At 46.5% G+C, this 14,328-nt stretch carries 22 protein-coding genes; 13 read left to right on the forward strand and 9 right to left on the reverse strand.

Features of this window, described 5'->3' with window-relative positions; genetic code table 11:
- Positions 1 to 25: 25 nt before the first annotated feature.
- Positions 26 to 343 carry a hypothetical protein gene (locus tag ACLQ3M_RS01365; protein WP_411675913.1) on the reverse strand — a complete coding sequence of 106 codons (318 nt, stop codon included), beginning with the start codon at positions 341 to 343 and terminating at the stop codon, positions 26 to 28.
- Between the two features lie 277 nt (positions 344 to 620).
- Here ACLQ3M_RS01365 and nrdD point away from each other — a divergent pair, with 277 nt between their 5' ends.
- Together nrdD and ACLQ3M_RS01375 are read left to right on the forward strand one after the other, a co-directional pair.
- Positions 621 to 890, forward strand: a complete 270-nt coding sequence (gene nrdD / locus ACLQ3M_RS01370; RefSeq protein WP_411675914.1) for an anaerobic ribonucleoside-triphosphate reductase — start codon at positions 621 to 623, stop codon at positions 888 to 890.
- A gap of 59 nt (positions 891 to 949) precedes the next feature.
- A complete protein-coding gene (locus tag ACLQ3M_RS01375) occupies positions 950 to 1,120 on the forward strand; it encodes a molecular chaperone GroEL (RefSeq protein ID WP_411675915.1) in 171 nt (56 codons plus the stop codon).
- 55 nt (positions 1,121 to 1,175) lie between these two features.
- On the opposite strand, the gene ACLQ3M_RS01380 is transcribed toward ACLQ3M_RS01375, so the two are convergent.
- Positions 1,176 to 2,228: a PocR ligand-binding domain-containing protein gene (locus ACLQ3M_RS01380; RefSeq protein ID WP_411675916.1), complete on the reverse strand. Its 1,053-nt coding sequence runs from the start codon at positions 2,226 to 2,228 to the stop codon at positions 1,176 to 1,178.
- Positions 2,229 to 2,348: 120 nt separating this feature from the next.
- Here ACLQ3M_RS01380 and ACLQ3M_RS01385 point away from each other — a divergent pair, with 120 nt between their 5' ends.
- Positions 2,349 to 2,981: an undecaprenyl diphosphate synthase family protein gene (locus ACLQ3M_RS01385; RefSeq protein ID WP_411675917.1), complete on the forward strand. Its 633-nt coding sequence runs from the start codon at positions 2,349 to 2,351 to the stop codon at positions 2,979 to 2,981.
- A gap of 87 nt (positions 2,982 to 3,068) precedes the next feature.
- The gene (locus ACLQ3M_RS01390; protein WP_156990576.1) at positions 3,069 to 3,221 is read left to right on the forward strand and encodes a hypothetical protein; all 153 of its coding nucleotides are present in this window, start codon (positions 3,069 to 3,071) and stop codon (positions 3,219 to 3,221) included.
- Positions 3,222 to 3,273: 52 nt separating this feature from the next.
- Here the strand turns inward: ACLQ3M_RS01390 and ACLQ3M_RS01395 are convergent, their stop codons facing one another.
- Positions 3,274 to 3,696: a DUF2680 domain-containing protein gene (locus tag ACLQ3M_RS01395; protein WP_411675918.1), complete on the reverse strand. Its 423-nt coding sequence runs from the start codon at positions 3,694 to 3,696 to the stop codon at positions 3,274 to 3,276.
- Positions 3,697 to 3,870: 174 nt separating this feature from the next.
- Here ACLQ3M_RS01395 and ACLQ3M_RS01400 point away from each other — a divergent pair, with 174 nt between their 5' ends.
- The 3 genes from ACLQ3M_RS01400 (at position 3,871) to ACLQ3M_RS01410 (ending at position 6,677) form a co-directional block, all read left to right on the forward strand.
- On the forward strand, positions 3,871 to 4,560 hold the full coding sequence (locus ACLQ3M_RS01400) for a response regulator transcription factor (RefSeq protein ID WP_411675919.1): 690 nt from the start codon (positions 3,871 to 3,873) through the stop codon (positions 4,558 to 4,560).
- The gene (locus ACLQ3M_RS01405; protein WP_411675920.1) at positions 4,557 to 6,023 is read left to right on the forward strand and encodes an ATP-binding protein; all 1,467 of its coding nucleotides are present in this window, start codon (positions 4,557 to 4,559) and stop codon (positions 6,021 to 6,023) included. The genes ACLQ3M_RS01400 and ACLQ3M_RS01405 overlap by 4 nt, the downstream gene beginning before the upstream one ends.
- Before the next feature lie 117 nt (positions 6,024 to 6,140).
- Positions 6,141 to 6,677, forward strand: coding sequence for a polysaccharide deacetylase family protein (locus tag ACLQ3M_RS01410; protein WP_411675921.1), 537 nt, complete (start codon positions 6,141 to 6,143; stop codon positions 6,675 to 6,677).
- Between the two features lie 76 nt (positions 6,678 to 6,753).
- On the opposite strand, the gene ACLQ3M_RS01415 is transcribed toward ACLQ3M_RS01410, so the two are convergent.
- From ACLQ3M_RS01415 to ACLQ3M_RS01430, 4 genes are all read right to left on the reverse strand, one after another.
- Positions 6,754 to 6,888 carry a hypothetical protein gene (locus ACLQ3M_RS01415; RefSeq protein ID WP_411675922.1) on the reverse strand — a complete coding sequence of 45 codons (135 nt, stop codon included), beginning with the start codon at positions 6,886 to 6,888 and terminating at the stop codon, positions 6,754 to 6,756.
- A gap of 346 nt (positions 6,889 to 7,234) precedes the next feature.
- The gene (locus tag ACLQ3M_RS01420; RefSeq protein WP_066649973.1) at positions 7,235 to 7,444 is read right to left on the reverse strand and encodes a cold-shock protein; all 210 of its coding nucleotides are present in this window, start codon (positions 7,442 to 7,444) and stop codon (positions 7,235 to 7,237) included.
- Positions 7,445 to 7,738: 294 nt separating this feature from the next.
- Positions 7,739 to 7,876: a hypothetical protein gene (locus tag ACLQ3M_RS01425; RefSeq protein WP_411675923.1), complete on the reverse strand. Its 138-nt coding sequence runs from the start codon at positions 7,874 to 7,876 to the stop codon at positions 7,739 to 7,741.
- A 459-nt stretch (positions 7,877 to 8,335) separates the two neighbouring features.
- On the reverse strand, positions 8,336 to 9,796 hold the full coding sequence (locus tag ACLQ3M_RS01430) for a recombinase family protein (protein WP_411675924.1): 1,461 nt from the start codon (positions 9,794 to 9,796) through the stop codon (positions 8,336 to 8,338).
- Between the two features lie 75 nt (positions 9,797 to 9,871).
- On the opposite strand from ACLQ3M_RS01430, the gene ACLQ3M_RS01435 reads away from it, so the two are divergent.
- The 5 genes from ACLQ3M_RS01435 to ACLQ3M_RS01455 all read left to right on the forward strand — a co-directional run bounded on the left by ACLQ3M_RS01435 (position 9,872) and on the right by ACLQ3M_RS01455 (position 12,099).
- The gene (locus tag ACLQ3M_RS01435) at positions 9,872 to 10,162 is read left to right on the forward strand and encodes a hypothetical protein (protein ID WP_411675925.1); all 291 of its coding nucleotides are present in this window, start codon (positions 9,872 to 9,874) and stop codon (positions 10,160 to 10,162) included.
- Between the two features lie 132 nt (positions 10,163 to 10,294).
- Positions 10,295 to 10,633, forward strand: coding sequence for a hypothetical protein (locus ACLQ3M_RS01440; protein ID WP_411675926.1), 339 nt, complete (start codon positions 10,295 to 10,297; stop codon positions 10,631 to 10,633).
- A 28-nt stretch (positions 10,634 to 10,661) separates the two neighbouring features.
- Positions 10,662 to 10,808 (forward strand): hypothetical protein, encoded by a 147-nt coding sequence (locus ACLQ3M_RS01445; protein WP_411675927.1) that lies wholly within the window; start codon positions 10,662 to 10,664, stop codon positions 10,806 to 10,808.
- Positions 10,809 to 11,264: 456 nt separating this feature from the next.
- The gene (locus ACLQ3M_RS01450) at positions 11,265 to 11,804 is read left to right on the forward strand and encodes a hypothetical protein (RefSeq protein WP_411675928.1); all 540 of its coding nucleotides are present in this window, start codon (positions 11,265 to 11,267) and stop codon (positions 11,802 to 11,804) included.
- Positions 11,805 to 11,907: 103 nt separating this feature from the next.
- Positions 11,908 to 12,099: a small, acid-soluble spore protein, alpha/beta type gene (locus ACLQ3M_RS01455; RefSeq protein WP_411675929.1), complete on the forward strand. Its 192-nt coding sequence runs from the start codon at positions 11,908 to 11,910 to the stop codon at positions 12,097 to 12,099.
- Between the two features lie 169 nt (positions 12,100 to 12,268).
- Here ACLQ3M_RS01455 and ACLQ3M_RS01460 read toward each other — a convergent pair whose 3' ends face one another.
- A complete protein-coding gene (locus tag ACLQ3M_RS01460; RefSeq protein WP_411675930.1) occupies positions 12,269 to 12,523 on the reverse strand; it encodes a hypothetical protein in 255 nt (84 codons plus the stop codon).
- Between the two features lie 234 nt (positions 12,524 to 12,757).
- Here ACLQ3M_RS01460 and ACLQ3M_RS01465 point away from each other — a divergent pair, with 234 nt between their 5' ends.
- Positions 12,758 to 12,970 carry a cold-shock protein gene (locus ACLQ3M_RS01465; protein WP_066649990.1) on the forward strand — a complete coding sequence of 71 codons (213 nt, stop codon included), beginning with the start codon at positions 12,758 to 12,760 and terminating at the stop codon, positions 12,968 to 12,970.
- A 60-nt stretch (positions 12,971 to 13,030) separates the two neighbouring features.
- On the opposite strand, the gene ACLQ3M_RS01470 is transcribed toward ACLQ3M_RS01465, so the two are convergent.
- On the reverse strand, positions 13,031 to 13,993 hold the full coding sequence (locus ACLQ3M_RS01470) for a glycosyltransferase (RefSeq protein ID WP_411675931.1): 963 nt from the start codon (positions 13,991 to 13,993) through the stop codon (positions 13,031 to 13,033).
- Positions 13,994 to 14,328: the final 335 nt, after the last annotated feature.

Below are 14,328 nucleotides of genomic sequence, written 5' to 3' on the forward strand. Positions count from 1 at the left end.
GCTTTTCCTCTTTGATTTAATCCACTCAGCGAAAAGATATATCAAAAAACATGCGGCGTAAGCGAAACTGAAATTTAATAATGCATGAATCCACAGGGGCGGATAGGTGTTGTTGTAAAACCATGGGCGCAAAAGCCTGGGCAGAACGGTGCCGCCAATCGCTACCCCAAGGCTGACGCCGATGGCGGATTTCAGGGCTCTTTTGACCACCAAATCCCTCCTCAGTAAAATTGACCGTTTCGGTTGTTATCAGCAAGTTTTGGCTGTCCGTCTTGACGACGAGATTAAAACCTCGCGAGGCTTTCTCATTTGGCCGGATGTAATTCACGATGATGTTGATCATTGGGTCGTCGTTACAGTTTGCGTCAGTTACTTATGTTCCTCCCCGCCGTCGGCGGGGGAGGAACATGTCCATATTCGCAATCTTAGATGATATCATACCATAAATTTTGTTTCACAGCGTTAAGTTTTCGCAGATTTTAGGCAAAGGGCCGGCAGGATGGACCGGAGCCCTTGGGCTTATACGGCAGAATGTCAAACTATATATAGATTTACTATTGACGATTCAGTCAATATATTGTATGATATGAAAACAGATTAAGAAAGAAGGCTGTTTGAAGATGCAGACGAATGTAACGGTTACCGGAAATGGATTGGCAGAATCAGAGGTCAATAACTATATTCAGTATGTCAATCAGAAGAATCCGGGCAGAGTCATCAAATCTCTACAGATTGAGCCGGACGGCGAGTATGTGAACCTGTCCTATGAGCTGGAGCCGGTTCCGTTTGAGAGGATCCGCCGGATCACAGGGTATCTGGTCGGAACAATGGACCGCTGGAACAACGCAAAACGCGCTGAGGAGCGGGATCGCGTCAAGCACGGCATGTAATACTTTCATTTTAGGAGGGCGATTGCTCCGATTTATGGTTTTTCTCTGAAGAAAGGGAAATGCTAATCGACGGGGTGATCGTGTTTATGACTGAAATTGACCCAAAAATGAAAGATCGATTTAATTCTCTGTCTGAGGGTTTGAAATCGGAGATCATGAAGCAGAATGTTCAGATCCGCAGCCTTCAGGACCTGATTCACTGCCTTGAGAAAATCGTAAAAGAAGGCTGACGAAGAGAACGCCGCGCGGCTGTAGCCGCGCGGCGCCTCCTTGTTATATGGAAATTTAGAGTTCGTCCCTGTTTTTCAGCATGTTGTCCAGCTCATCCGCTAGATGGACGATCTGCTGAACCGCGTTGGAGACGTCCTCAAGTGCTTTTGCCTGCTCGTGAGATGTGCTCAGGGTCACTTCGGAGTGGGTTACCGTCTCGCTGATGGATTTTTTAATTTTTTCCGTCAGCAGAGAAATTTCATTGGCTGTTTCTTTGGAATTATCCGAAAGGTTTTTAATCTCTCTGGCTACGACCGCAAAGCCTACGCCCGATTCGCCCGCGTGGGCCGCCTCGATGGAAGAGTTAATGCCGAGGATTTTCGTATTCATCGCTATTTTATTGATCAGCGCAAGAATATTTCCGATTTCGGTATTAAATTTCCCAATCTGTGTAATTTCCTGATTTAAATCTTCCTGCTCGCCCATAATACTCTGTGAAGACGACGCGAGTTCTTCCAAAGTGGCGGAGATTTCAACAAATTTGCCGGCAAGCCTTTTTGCGATCGCTTCCAACTGCAGTCTTGCGTATCCGCTTTGCGCGAGGGAATTTACGACAATAAAGAGAACTTCTGCCGCCGCCGAGATGCGTTCGGATTTGGTTGCTTCAATTTCATGAACGGCTTCCACCAGCCCGGATTCGCTAACTCCGATTTCCTGGGCGGTCTTTCGGTATATTTCTTCCTCCGGGCTGCCGGCAAGGCACTGCCCTCCGAGCACGGTGCCGACAAGCTCGCCGCCCACCATGATGGGAGCCGCGAAATCAATCAGTCCGGCGTGGCAGTTGCCGATAAAGGGCCGTCCGGTTCTGGCGGCTTCTAAGCCCATTCGATGATGCGATTCCGCACACCGGCTGTCTCCGATTGTGGATTTATGTATAAATTCGGTGCAGAACTTTGTGTAAGAGCTGGGCTGGGTGACCGGATTCCCGTTGCGGTCAACCGTGACGCTCGCGCAATTCATTCCTTTGGCAAAATTATCCTGAAATTTTTGCAACAGGACAAGATCCACAATATCTGTGATTTCCAATGCCTTTAAATCTATTTTTTCATGGTCCAGAAGCTTAATCACAAGTCCATCCCCTTTTTAAACTATTTTATCATTTAATGGAAAATGTTATCAGTTGAAAGGAATTATAAGGAATTAATCGGAATGGTAATAATTTCCTGACTTTTAATTAAAGGGATTTTTATGGAACAATTTAAAAGAATACCCGCTCACATCGGTATCATTCCCGACGGAAACAGAAGATGGGCCCAAAGAAACGGATTTAAGAAAGAAGACGGGTATCGGTACGGCATTCAGCCGGGGTTTGAGCTTTATCGTCAGCTGCTGGAATGCGGTGTGAAAGAAGCGACTTTTTACGGCTTCACCAAAGACAATAATAAAAGGGCAAAAGAGCAGCGCGACTCATTTACGAAGGCCTGTGTGGATGCTGTCGAACTATTAAGCGGCAAAGACGCCAATTTGCTGGTCGTGGGAAATGCGGAATCGCCTGCTTTCCCAACGGAACTGAAAAAATATGCAAACCGAAGGGTTTGCTTTGGCAAGGGAACAATCAATTTGAATTTTCTGGTGAATTATGACTGGGAGTGGGATATAAACGGCCTTGCACAGAACGGGCGGATCAAATCGTCCGGAATTCCAAGAATGGATCTGATCATCAGGTGGGGCGGGTGCAGGCGTTTAAGCGGTTTTTTGCCTGCCCAGTCGGTTTATGCGGATTTTTACATCATAGACGACTTCTGGCCTGATTTCAAACCTTCACATTTTTATGAGGCGCTGCGGTGGTATCAGAGCTGTGATGTAACGCTGGGCGGTTAGCTCTTCAAATGTTCATAAAAAATTCATAATTTTATGTTATTATGTAAACAATACTTTAAGATGAAATTGAATTACGGGAGGTCTAAAATGAAAGTGAACTCTAAGATTGCGCTGCAAAGCAAGTTAAGGGTGTTCCTGGCTTATTACCATACGGCCGAAAAAGAAAATGATCAGGAACGCAAGGACAAGCTGGAGCCATATATTGAAGACCTCCGGGAAGAAATTAAAAATACGGAATAAGCAGGCAGAGGCTCCGTTTGGGAAAACCCAAACGGAGCCTCTGTTTTTTTGATCAGGAGTTGTCATTTCGGCCGTAACCTGCGCCGAAGCATCCCCGTCCGCCGGCGTAGCCGCCGCCGAAACCTGTCCCCGTGCCGCCGCAGGATTCCTGCCGCTCTTCCATTTCATTCAGAATTTCGTCGGCTCTTTCCTGCGTGATGGTTCCGTTTTCAACCTGCTGGTCGAGAATATCTTTTCTATTATGCAGCCGGTCGTCCTTGAATTCATCCAAAACCCCCGCTTCGCTTGCAATCGCTCCATAGGTTTTGCCGGTATTCAGTCTTTCCTCGGTTACGCTCCCAGAGGTTCTTCCGGTTAATGCTGCAACGGTCTCGGCAGGAGATTGGTGATTCGACGCGGCGTACGCGGAAATCGAAACGGTACCCGCCATAAGTGCCGTCACGCCAATCACAACAGCTTTCTTCCAACTTTTCATTGAAGTCTTCCTTTCTGCATTTCAATTTTTACTGCATTGACATGATACCGCTGCTCTGTGGCGAAAATATGTTTTTTCTTTTTTATTTGTCGAACATTTTCAATTTGAATTTTACAAACACGATCAGATATTATAAAATCAATTAACAATGAAATTGTAAAAAGGGTGATTCTTTTGCAGACCCTGTTAATTGCAGACGACAACCGCCAAATTACGTCTATTTTGGAAGAATACGCAAAAAAAGAAGGCTTTTTGCCTTCGGTTGCTCTGGACGGACAGCAGGCGCTGGAATTATTTCACAAGCTGCAGCCTGACCTTGTACTTCTCGACGTAATGATGCCGAAAATCGACGGGTTTGAAGTATGCAGGGAGATTCGGAAGACCTCGAACATCCCGGTCATCATGATCACCGCGAGAGGTGAGGACTTTGAGAAGATCATGGGTTTGGATATCGGCGCGGACGATTATATTGTAAAGCCGTTTTCCCCAGCGGAGGTAATGGCCAGAGTGCGGGCAGTGATGCGGCGGATTTCAAATGCCGACGGGCAAAAACAGCAGGCGGTTTTTGTTTTTGATAACCTGAGTGTCAATCTGGAGCAATATGCCGTTACAATCGGCGGGCAGGATGTTTCGCTGACGAAAAAGGAAACAGAATTGCTTTGGACTCTTGCAACCAATCCGGGAAAAGTGTTTTCACGGGATAACCTCCTGAACAGTCTTTGGGGGTATGACTACTACGGTGACAGCAGGACGGTCGATTCCCACATCAAACGGCTCCGTGCCAAATTGGACGCATTTGCTCATGAAAACTGGGAAATTAAAACGATCTGGGGCGTTGGTTATAAGTTTGAGGGAAAATCATGAAGAATAAAATTACACGCAAGCTGACTCTTTATTTTTCGTCGGTTTTGCTCCTGTTCTCCGTGATTATCGGCAGCGTTTTTTTTATACTGTTTCAGAATCACACGATGACGCTGCAAAAGTCGGAATTGCAGAAACGTGCTGAAACAATGGCGGGGACGATTTCTAAGTATTTGAGCGGTTCCGGTGGAGCAGGCGGAGGAATGATGGGGGGAGGGCAGATGGGGTACGGCGCTTACCTGCATTTTCTCGACGATATTGCCATGACCGATGTCTGGGTTGTCGATGAAAATCTGAATTTGCTGACCAGCGGAACGATGGGAGAAGGAAACTATCAGTATTCCGATCTGCCGCCCGACGCCGAGGCCGTGGTAAAAGAAGTATTCCAAAACCGGATAACCTTCAGCGAGGGCTTCAGCGGCCTTCTGAACAAACCGACTCTTACGGTGGGGACTCCGATTCGTTCCGGGGGCAGGGTAGTCGGCGCGCTTCTGCTCCATTCTCCGGTGGAGGGGATTAACGAAGCGGTTTCACAGGGATTTCTGATTCTTGCTGCCAGCATACTCACCGCGCTGCTGCTGTCCCTGCTGCTGTCGGGAATCCTCGCGGTAAGTTTTACAAAGCCGCTCAGAAAAATGAAGGATACGGCTCTGAGCCTTGCAAACGGGGATTACAGCGCCAAAACGGAAGTGCGCCAGAAAGACGAAATCGGCGAGCTGGCGGGCGTGATCGACGTGCTGAGCGAACGGCTTGAGGCGGCCAGACGGGAAAGCCAGAAACTGTATCGCCTCAGGCAGGATTTCACGGCGAATATTTCCCACGAGCTGCGAACTCCCGTTACCGTGATCCGGGGATCGCTGGAAGCTCTTTGCGACGGTGTGGTGACGGACCCGGAACAGATCGGCAGCTATCACCGTCAAATGCTCAGCGAAAGCATGTTTCTGCAAAGGCTTGTAAACGACCTTCTGGATCTGTCGCGCCTGCAGAATACGGATTTTCAGATTGAAATGCAGTCGGTAAATTTATGCGATGTTCTCAATGATGTGGTGCGAAGCGTGCAGCATTTGGCGGAGCCGAAAAATATTGAAATTATTTTGCAGGAAAGCTCGCCGATCTGTACCGTGACGGGTGATTACGGCCGGCTGCGTCAGATGCTTTTGATCATTTTGGATAATGCGGTCAAATTTTCTCCCAACGGCAGTGCCGTGACGGTAAAATCAGAGGATCAGTCCGTTTCCATCCGCGACTGCGGAATCGGAATTGCGCCGGAAGATCTTCCTTATATCTTCGACCGTTTCTACAAGACAAGGTCGGAAGAAAATAAAAGCGGTTCGGGCCTTGGGCTTGCGATTGCCAAACAGATTGCGGACAGACACGGCATTCAGGTTTTTGTCGAAAGCGAACAGAGGAAAGGAACCGAGTTTCGGTTTCAGTTTCCGCAGAATTACGGCAGGAGCCGTCGTTAACCTCTTTTTCTTTGCGTTCGGATGTCTCGGCGGGGTTACGCCCATCAGTTTTTTAATAAACCGGTTTTATGTGATCTCCTTTCGCATATATTTTGAAACAGAAAGGGGAAATAGACTATGCGTGTCATTACCGTAACCCGTAAAAGGATTCTCACCGTTCTGTTCTGCGCTTTGGCCGTAGTAGTGGCAGCCGCCGTAGGAGTTCGCAGCGTGCAGGCCGTACAGGCCTCGTCTACCAAGCGGCTGCTTCCGATTTACAATGTAAAGACGGAGGAAAAGAAAATCGCCATTTCTTTTGACGCGGCGTGGGGAAATGAGGAAACACAGACCCTGATTGATATTTTAAAGGAATACAATGTGAAAACGACCTTTTTTGTTGTCGGTGCATGGGTCGATAAATATCCGGACTCTGTAAAAGCTCTGGCGGCGGCGGGGCATGAAGTCTGCAACCACTCCAATACGCATCCCCATATGCCGAAGCTGTCGGAAACCGATATGAAAAATCAGATTGTTTCCTGTAACGATAAAATTAAAGCGGTTACAGGCGTCAGCCCGATTCTTTTCAGGCCTCCATACGGCGATTACAATAATGCAGTGGTAAAATCCACCCAGGATTTAAATATGTATCCGATTCAATGGGACGTTGAAACATAAGATGTTAAATTAATGTGGCTTATGCATTGCCGTGCTGCCCTAAAATATAACATCAGCCGCCCGTTAGGGCGGCTGATCAGTCGGAATCGATACATTCTGTAGTTTCACTTTCCGGTGAGTCATTTTTGAGTTGCTCTTGCCATTCAGCAGCGAGCGCTTCCTGAATTTTTTTAAAGTCAGGCGTGTCCTTTTTATAACTTTTGATTTTCACGGAGATATTTCCCTTTCAGCTAAAGCTAAAGCATAAATAAACAAGGCTCCTACTGCAACAGTAGAAGCCGAAGGTTTACTCTTCCAAAATTCCAATCTCATTTTGGAGGTCGCTTATGATAGGGGCAAGAAGAATCATACGTTTTAGGTCTTTGGTTCTTTTAGCTTCTTGATAACAGACCGTATACACGGTAAGTTTGCTTTTAAGAACCACTATATTGTTTCGATCCATGTTCGACCTCCGTTAAGATTCTCTGTTTACATCCTAGTAAAACAGCAAACAGTTTGGTGAAAATTAAACGACCTAAAATAAGAAAAGAACCGCCCATATAGGGCGGAACGAAGGTTTACGCGATACGTACATTTGACGCGCGCAGTTTTCCGTTGCGGGAATCTGTTTCAGTATCGTAAACTACTTTCTGGCCTTCTTCTAATGATTTATAACCGTCAGACTGGATAGCAGAGAAATGAACGAAAACATCCTCGCCGCCATCATCGTTGGAAATAAAGCCATAGCCTTTATCTGCGTTAAACCATTTTACTGTACCGTTATTCATAAACAGGTACCTCCATTAAATTAATTTGTATCCGCCGCGTAAAAAAAACTCACATTTTGTGTAAATCTTCACAATGTGAATGACTTACAAAAAATGTGAGACATTTCGTACATTTTAGAATACTCATAGAGTATACCACAGCTTTGTAAAAAAATCAATGACATTATATGGAAATAATAAGCTTTTGTTGGGCAGCTGAGTGCCCGCCCGGGCCAGAACCGGATGGAGGCGGTGTGTTATAAAAGGAAAAAGAGCAAAAAAATACCCGTAACGTTATCGTCACGGTTTCTTGTGTTATTTGCCGGCCCCTACTTTTGGACTCTTGATTTTTTCAGGATTAAATTTTTTAAATGCCTCCTGATTGATGATCCCTTCAAGAAATTTTTTCTTATCTTTTTCCGGAAGTTTCATAACTTCATAGATAACGCCCATGGTTTTTCTCCTTTCTGTAGTCCATCATATGCTGAAACACGTGCAAGTGCAAGCAAGGTTATGTAAATTTTAAGTTGATTTTTGTTAAAATGCAAATTTTAATGCCACTCTTTCCTATCCACAATTTCAACCGAGTTATCAACATATAGCATTCAAAGATTGAAATGGATCAATATCATGTGGACAGCCTTCGTCCGTTTCTTTTTTTATTTGACAAAAGCAATGAATCGTGCTACACTACAAAAGTTGGAAATATTCAACAAGCCTAACTTTTCATGCCAAACCGAAGGCTTTAATTTCGGCGTTGGAGTCATTTTAAACTGTTTTAAGGACTAAACAACAAAAGCAAGGATAGCAGTCGATAACCCGGGCGTAACACGGGACAAAAAATTATAGGGCATCCGTTTTGAACGGGTGCCTTTTTCGCGCCTGTTTTTAGGGAGAAAATGGTTGTACTTACTATTTAAATACAACTTTCACATGCTCAGGTCCCGCCTCTACACGGGAGACAAGCATGTGCGCAATAGCCTTTTTCGCGTCAAAGTCCAGCTCCGCGAACGGCACATCCGGAACATTCGGACGGGGACGGTTCGGGGCGGAATTGATGATGCTCAGCAGCTCGCTTCTCCGGGAGTCCAGAGTCGCGATACGCTGGTTCAGATAATGCATGGTAATTTTATTTGACTCTTCCAAACGGTCGATCAGGCTTTCAATCTGGCTGTCGATTTTGGCGACTTCTATTTTTTCAGCGTTGTGGCGGTCGAGCGGCTCATCCTTTTCCGGTGCGTCTGCAAGGCGGTCCAGTTCCGCCTGAATTTGTGCAGCGGCTTCATTTTCGACTTCCCGGACGCTCTCCGTGTGCTTTGCATCGCATATGTGCAAATTGGATTTGCCGGAGCAATAAAAATATAAATATCCGCGCGCATGGATCACCCTGAGCGAATAGCCGCATTGGTCGCATTTGACCAGACCGGAAAGCCAGGTGTATTTCCCGCTTCCGGTTCGTTTCAGCTGCCGATTGCTGTCCAGCTTCTGCTGGCAGGCGAGGAAGGTTTGGGAATCAATGATTCCGTCATGCGCGGTTAGGGCAATGAGCTGCTCGTTCAGATTTGCGTACTTGTTAGCGCCGCGGCTCCGTTTGCCCCATAGGAACAGGGCCTTCTCACCAGTGAATTCGTCGATTTCATTAAAGAGGACAAGGCCCTTTTCACGGTAAAAGTAATACACGTCGGCGTCAGCCTTGACGTAAACGGGATTGTGAAGAATCCTGCTGATGGACACATTGTCCCATGCTTTTCGTCCGATTCCGGTGATTCTCTGCTTGACCAGCCAGGCGGCGATGCTGCCAAGCGAAACCCCGGAATAGGCGTAACGTTCAAAGACTTCTTTCACCGTTTCAATGTGTTCGTCGGGAACGAGGACAGAGGCAGCCTTTTCATCCAATACGGTGCGTTTTACAGAGAATCCAAACGGAGCCGGTCCTCCGGGGTATACACCGCGTTTTGCGCGCTGGTAGTAATTATCCTTGATTCGCTCCGCGATCGTTTCACGCTCAAGCTGGGCGAATACCATGATGATATAAACCATTGCCCGGCCGACGGGGGTGGAAGTATCGAATTTTTCGTTAACCGACACAAATTCCGTTCCGTGTTCTTTCAGCATATCCCATACTGCCCCAAAGTCGGTGATGGAACGGCTGATCCGGTCCAGGCGGTAAACGATGATTTTGTCAACTTCTCCCCGCTTGACGGCTTTCATCATTTTTTGGAACGCCGGTCTGTCCGTGTTCTTGCCGGAATATCCGCGGTCGGCGAAAACCTTCGGCTCTTCACTGCATTCTTTGCGGCATAGCTCGATCTGGCCGTCAATGCTCAGCGAATCTTTTTTGTCAACGGACTGGCGGGCGTAAATGGCGATCATAAGCAATCTCAATCCTTTTTTATCTTGAAATTTGCAGGAGTGAATGATATACTTTACGAACAAGGCGGTGTTATAATGCTGGACAAAAATGATTTGCAGGCAATTGCCCAATTGATGGACTTGAAATTGCAGCCTATTAATGGGCAACTGGATTCTATGGGAAAACGTTTCGATTTTATGGGGAATCGTTTGGATTCGATGGGAACACGTTTGGACTCCATGGAAAAACAGTTGGGTTCCATAGACGATCGCCTTTCCAGCGTGGAAGTAGACACGAAAGTTACCCGCAACGCGGTAAATAACCTGATTGAATGGGCCGATGATGCCAGCATTCAAATTGTTCCGTTGTTCAAGAAGAGCAAATAATCTGAGCAGTAATCCACCGCGCCGGGTTTGCGGCGCGGGTTTTTTATCGCCCTCTCAGGCGGCCGCTAAAGGGTGGGGCCCTGGTTTATACATAGTAACGGTTTAAGACGCTGTTTCGGAAGGTTTCCCTTGATGCTCGACCAGATAGCGAATGGAGTCGGGCACCTGCTTTTTCTGTCCATCGGCAACTTTTTAAAAATCTCTATGTTATCTTTCAACAGCCTGTCACGATCTGTGACGGGCTCTTTTTTGCTCATTTTCTCACAGGGAATCAACTCTAACAAAAGCTGCGATTTCGCACAGACTTTTAATGGCTTTTATCTTATCATTAACGGCATGGGTAAACGAGAATATTTTGCGATTTTTTTAATTAATTTTTTAATGGCAGTACTCTTCGGCATCAATCATGGCGTCGAACTGTGCCAAAGCAAAGCCGGATTAAATTTATTGGAAAGATGTACAACCAGATAGGCATAAAAATAATTCGGGGGTGATAGGATTGCCGCTGAAATGTGAGGTTGTACATAATCCGAACCGAACGCCGGAAGACGACCGGATCGCGTACCGGCGGATCTGCGAAATTTACAAGGAGTTTCACGAAAGGGAGGCGGCCCGCAAGGTGGCGGAACAGCAGGAAAAGCAATAGGTTAAAACGCAGGACGTTGAATTCTGGAAAACAGGGACAGGACAATGACAGCCGTGTCTGCGGATTCGCACAAAATCAAAGAGCCCAAATGTTACTTTTATATCTTTTGCTGATTCTCTTGATTGGAAAAATCCCACTCCGCAGCAGATTATTGACCGCGTAACAAAAAAAGTAAAACCCGGTTCCATTGTCCTGTTTCATAACGGAGCAAAAAACACGCCCGCGGCGCTGCCGACTGTTTTAAAAACGCTGCAGTCGGAGGGATATACCATTGTTCCGGTTTCTCAGTTAATTGCAAAGGATCATTACACGATTGATTCGGCCGGAATGCAGATTCCAAATTCACCGTCAAAAAAATAAATACTTCCAAGAACATATGGGGGCAATTACCTTACATATTTCAGCGGAGCAGGTAAATACTGTTTTCAGAATTTTGAAAACAGGGGCGTATGATTCATGGTAAACATTTTTTTATGCGGGGACCTGAACGACACGTCCGTATCACAGGCGCTGATTTCTGCACTTCCACAGTACGGAGGTGTAAGATATTCCGGCCCGAACCGTGTTTCAGAATACGGTTCTTCCCCGGAATATTTTTTATATGAATATGAAAAATTACCTGAAATCGGCCTGAAAAGAGGGATGGTACTTTTCAAAAATGGATTTCCACCCCAAAAACCGCTTCCGTGTCCTCCGGGCTTCCTTTATGTTTTAGAATCAAAAAACGTCAATGCGGCCACACTGCTGAAAGGATCCGAAGCTACCGCGGTTACGTGCGGCACAAGCCCAAAGGACACCCTCAGCATTGCGGGGCTGGAAGACGGCACAGCGACTCTGAGTCTTCAGAGAACACTGAACACACTGGACGGGCAGGTGCTGGAACCGCACGATTTTAACGCAAAATTCAATACGCTCATCAGTCCCCATCAGCTGCTTATGGTGTGCGCCGCTTTGCTGATTGCGGGCGTGGATTCATTCAAGGAATACAAACTTTAAATATTGAAAAAATTTACATTCATAAAAAAGACATCACAACGCAAAATAGTAAAGCAAACGCAAGGGAAATGAAATAAGATTTGAATGAAGGAGTGTTGCTTTTATGTCCAGTAACAAAAATGTTGTTCCGGAAGCTCGTGAAGCTTTGGATAAGTTTAAGATGGAAGCTGCGTCCGAAGTCGGTGTGAACCTGAAACAGGGTTACAACGGAGATCTTTCCACGAAGGAAGCCGGTTCTGTCGGCGGCCAGATGGTTAAGAACATGATCAAGAAATACGAGGAAAGCATGAAATAACTTTTCGCAATTCTTCATCCCGTACTTTGATCGTCACCCATTGGGGCTGACGTTGTAATTTTCAAGGGCCGTCTCAAAATAGCTGGTAAGGCTATGGCGAGGCGGCTTCTTTTTATGGATTTTTAAAAGCCGGTTCCGTTTTTGGCGGGACCGGCTTGGAAATTTCGACTTAGGTTTTATTTCCGCCGATTTTATGGTGGCGAAGAGGCTTCTTTCTGATTTCCGGGTCGTCTATTTGCCTTGGCGTGGGGACTGAATAGATATTGGAATAGTTTTCGGCTTCGTCTTCCGTCGCGGGAAGAGACGGCATCAGGCCGGTACACTCCATGGAGGAGGCAACCGGCTGTTCATTCATGAAAGAAACATCGTCTTCCAGCTTCAGCCTTGGTTCTTCGTTTTCTTTGGTCAATTTATTCTGTTCCATTTCATACTCCTTTCTTTTTCGTTAGTTTCTCCGGCTTGCGGCACATTAAACGGAATTTTTAATTAAGATTCAGTTTGACAAAGAACGGGTTCTATGTTAAAATAATTACCGTCTTCTAAATGTGCCAATGGAACTCACATCTTTATGTAAGTCATTGAACGTTTAATGATTTGCGCCGGATGTGAGTTTTTAGTTTCACATTAGGACATACTAATATCGGAGGTGCTTTTCGAAATGAATAAAGGCACAGTAAAATGGTTTAATGCGGAAAAGGGCTATGGATTTATTTCCAACGACGACGGCGGCGAAGATGTGTTTGTACATTTTTCCGCTATCCAGGCTGACGGATATAAAACTCTTTCCGAAGGTCAGAAGGTTTCCTATGACACTGAAACGGATTCCCGTAACGGCAAGCTGCGCGCTGCTAATGTCCAGGTGATCGAGTAAGACCGAACATCAAAAAAGCCGCCTCCTTCGGGAGACGGCTTTTTTGACGTTTTCGGGCCGTCAGGAGCGATTTTCATGATTCGTTTTGAGGTGCTTCATACGGCGGATTTCGTGAAATTCATTCAATCGGAGTTCAAAGTCCTGGCGGTTTTGCTGGGCCAGAACGTCCAGTATCGCCCCGCAGAAAATGGAAAGCAGCGCCCCCAGCGTCAGAAAACCGCTGACAATCAGGGTGGGAATCCGCGGGACCAGGCTTGTTCTGACATATTCGATGAAAACGGGCGTGATCAGAATGACGCCGAGCAGAAACATCAGGCCGCCGAGGAATCCGAAGAATTGAAACGGACGGCAGTTTTTATACAGCCGCACCACGGTTCGCAGCACTTTGATCCCGTCGGAATACGTGTTCAGCTTGGATTCGCTGCCCGCCGGACGGTCCCGGTAGGGCACGACGACATTTTCAATTCCCAAATTTTTATCCAGAGCGTGAATGGTCATTTCCGTTTCGATCTCGAATCCCTTAGACAAAACCGGAAACGTTTTGACGAACTCATAACCGAAGGCGCGGTACCCGGTCAAAATGTCGCTGATGTCCGTGTGGAACAGGAAATTAATGGTTTTTTTCACCATCGTATTGCCAATACTGTGGAACGGCCTTGAATTTTCCTCAAAGTAGGTAGCGGAGAGCCGGTCCCCGATTACCATATCCGCTTTTTCATTTAAAATGATGTTTGCCATCTGCCGGGCACATTCGGCAGGATAGGTGTCGTCCCCGTCGGCGATAATATAACACTCGGCGTCGATGTCGCGGAACATGCTGCGGATCACCTGGCCCTTTCCCTGGCGATATTCGTACCGCACGACCGCGCCCGCCTCTCTGGCGGCAAGGTCCGTTCCGTCCGTCGAGTTGTTGTCGTAAACGTAAATAACGGCCTGCGGCAGTGTGCGCCGGAAATCCGAGATCACCTTCGCCACGGTCCGTACTTCGTTGTAACAGGGGATCAATACTGCAATTCTGTCCATGTGCAACCTCCAATTCGCGATACCATTTCCCGAAAAACGGGAGCATTCAAATGTTTCATCAGTCATTCATTCTTACTTTCTTCACAGATATTTCTTATTTCATTTATATTCGATTCACTTCACGGACATATTGGGGCCTTATACTAAAATTATTCCGAAAGGGAAGAGAACATAAGACCGATACGGATTATAAGTTTCCCCGCGAAGGGGATGAACCAATTTTTTTCATAATACTTCCTCTCCATTTGCCGCCCCGAAAGGGGCGGTATTATTTTTGGGGATAGGGCTTGCCAAAAAGGCTAAACTATGAGAGGTTAAGCCGGCAGAATCTGTCC

Source organism: Caproicibacter sp., assembly GCF_046707225.1.
Lineage (GTDB): Bacteria > Bacillota > Clostridia > Oscillospirales > Acutalibacteraceae > Caproicibacter.

Coding starts and splice junctions, on each gene's coding strand:
- ACLQ3M_RS01365 (WP_411675913.1), bottom strand. CDS start 343: ATGATCAACATCATCGTGAATTACATCCGGCCAAATGAGAAAGCCTCG.
- nrdD (WP_411675914.1), top strand. CDS start 621: ATGCAGACGAATGTAACGGTTACCGGAAATGGATTGGCAGAATCAGAG.
- ACLQ3M_RS01375 (WP_411675915.1), top strand. CDS start 950: ATGCTAATCGACGGGGTGATCGTGTTTATGACTGAAATTGACCCAAAA.
- ACLQ3M_RS01385 (WP_411675917.1), top strand. CDS start 2,349: ATGGAACAATTTAAAAGAATACCCGCTCACATCGGTATCATTCCCGAC.
- ACLQ3M_RS01390 (WP_156990576.1), top strand. CDS start 3,069: ATGAAAGTGAACTCTAAGATTGCGCTGCAAAGCAAGTTAAGGGTGTTC.
- ACLQ3M_RS01395 (WP_411675918.1), bottom strand. CDS start 3,696: ATGAAAAGTTGGAAGAAAGCTGTTGTGATTGGCGTGACGGCACTTATG.
- ACLQ3M_RS01405 (WP_411675920.1), top strand. CDS start 4,557: ATGAAGAATAAAATTACACGCAAGCTGACTCTTTATTTTTCGTCGGTT.
- ACLQ3M_RS01410 (WP_411675921.1), top strand. CDS start 6,141: ATGCGTGTCATTACCGTAACCCGTAAAAGGATTCTCACCGTTCTGTTC.
- ACLQ3M_RS01420 (WP_066649973.1), bottom strand. CDS start 7,444: ATGAATAACGGTACAGTAAAATGGTTTAACGCAGATAAAGGCTATGGC.
- ACLQ3M_RS01425 (WP_411675923.1), bottom strand. CDS start 7,876: ATGGGCGTTATCTATGAAGTTATGAAACTTCCGGAAAAAGATAAGAAA.
- ACLQ3M_RS01430 (WP_411675924.1), bottom strand. CDS start 9,796: ATGATCGCCATTTACGCCCGCCAGTCCGTTGACAAAAAAGATTCGCTG.
- ACLQ3M_RS01435 (WP_411675925.1), top strand. CDS start 9,872: ATGCTGGACAAAAATGATTTGCAGGCAATTGCCCAATTGATGGACTTG.
- ACLQ3M_RS01440 (WP_411675926.1), top strand. CDS start 10,295: ATGCTCGACCAGATAGCGAATGGAGTCGGGCACCTGCTTTTTCTGTCC.
- ACLQ3M_RS01450 (WP_411675928.1), top strand. CDS start 11,265: ATGGTAAACATTTTTTTATGCGGGGACCTGAACGACACGTCCGTATCA.
- ACLQ3M_RS01455 (WP_411675929.1), top strand. CDS start 11,908: ATGTCCAGTAACAAAAATGTTGTTCCGGAAGCTCGTGAAGCTTTGGAT.
- ACLQ3M_RS01460 (WP_411675930.1), bottom strand. CDS start 12,523: ATGGAACAGAATAAATTGACCAAAGAAAACGAAGAACCAAGGCTGAAG.
- ACLQ3M_RS01465 (WP_066649990.1), top strand. CDS start 12,758: ATGAATAAAGGCACAGTAAAATGGTTTAATGCGGAAAAGGGCTATGGA.
- ACLQ3M_RS01470 (WP_411675931.1), bottom strand. CDS start 13,993: ATGGACAGAATTGCAGTATTGATCCCCTGTTACAACGAAGTACGGACC.